Origin of the sequence: Neoalteromonas flava, from assembly GCF_002807685.1 — a bacterium.
Taxonomy (GTDB): domain Bacteria; phylum Pseudomonadota; class Gammaproteobacteria; order Enterobacterales; family Alteromonadaceae; genus Alteromonas_E; species Alteromonas_E flava.
The window spans coordinates 1-940 of record NZ_PEAX01000026.1 but is presented as its reverse complement, the minus strand read 5'-3'; the positions used below and the strand labels follow the sequence as shown (position 1 = coordinate 940).

The following is a 940-nucleotide window of genomic DNA, read 5'->3' as shown; positions in this document are numbered from 1 at the left end:
TATATTTGGCTAAATCAATGCCAAGGACTTTAATAGACATATGGACTCTCCGCTTATATTTTGAAATCTCGCAATTTCACTATGGCACATCGATGCCGATTAAGGGTGGGGAGTCCATATCATTCGTTAGCTACCCGGAGGTAAATTGAAATATATTTTTATTGTCATAGCTCTGTTTTTTGCCCAGCAGGGTTTTGCCTGCACATGCGCAACTCCAACCATTGAAGAATCGTTCAAGAGTGCGGACTATGTGTATATTGGCCTAATCCAGTCTGCTAAGTTAAATGGGGATACCGAAGTCATAAATTACTTATCCATTGTAAAAGAGTATAAGGGCGTTCGAGATACTGATATTCTCATTTCAGACAATAGTGAAAGTTCATGTGCATCCCCAGCTGCTGTTGGCTATAAATATCTGATATTTGGGAATGTTGGTAAAACGCCAATAATTCAGTCGTGTTCTCAAACTCAAGCCATTTTTGGTGGTAAAAAACCTTTACTGGATAAACTAGATAAATTAGCAGGGCTACATCAACATGGTAGCTAACAATCGCATCAAAACTCGCTACGCTCGCGCGGACATCTACCTGTGGGCTCGCGCTTCACGCGATTTTAGCCCACAGCTAGCTGCCCTTTATGCGGGGCGTTAGGAGCCTAGTGTTTTATTTATGGAAAAAGCCCTAATAACCCTGCCCCTCAGAATCATATGTCTATTTTTAGGCGTTTATTTAGCTATGGATTTGCTAGGAGCGATTGAAAGCGGAGTCATTTCAGGTAAATCTGAAGCTTTCTTAGACTCTGATCCTTTTAGGTTTTGGTTATTATTTACAGTAAAGTCATGTGCGCTTATCGTAGTAGCATGGTTTTTCATTTTCCCGCCATTAAAAAAAGGATTTCTTCGTGGTAGCCAAGGCACCTAACAATCGCATTAAAACTCGCT

General features: G+C 40.7%; 2 protein-coding genes. Both read left to right on the top strand.

Annotation, left to right across the window (positions count from 1 at the left end):
• Positions 1-145: 145 nt before the first annotated feature.
• On the top strand, positions 146-547 hold the full coding sequence (locus CSH92_RS16980; RefSeq protein WP_100658843.1) for a hypothetical protein: 402 nt from the start codon (positions 146-148) through the stop codon (positions 545-547).
• 121 nt (positions 548-668) lie between these two features.
• Positions 669-920, top strand: a complete 252-nt coding sequence (locus CSH92_RS16975) for a hypothetical protein (protein WP_100658842.1) — start codon at positions 669-671, stop codon at positions 918-920.
• The last annotated feature ends 20 nt before the right edge of the window (positions 921-940 follow it).

Bases quoted from the DNA above. Each gene is read 5' to 3' on its own strand.
- CSH92_RS16975 (WP_100658842.1), top strand. From the start codon at position 669: ATGGAAAAAGCCCTAATAACCCTGCCCCTCAGAATCATATGTCTATTT.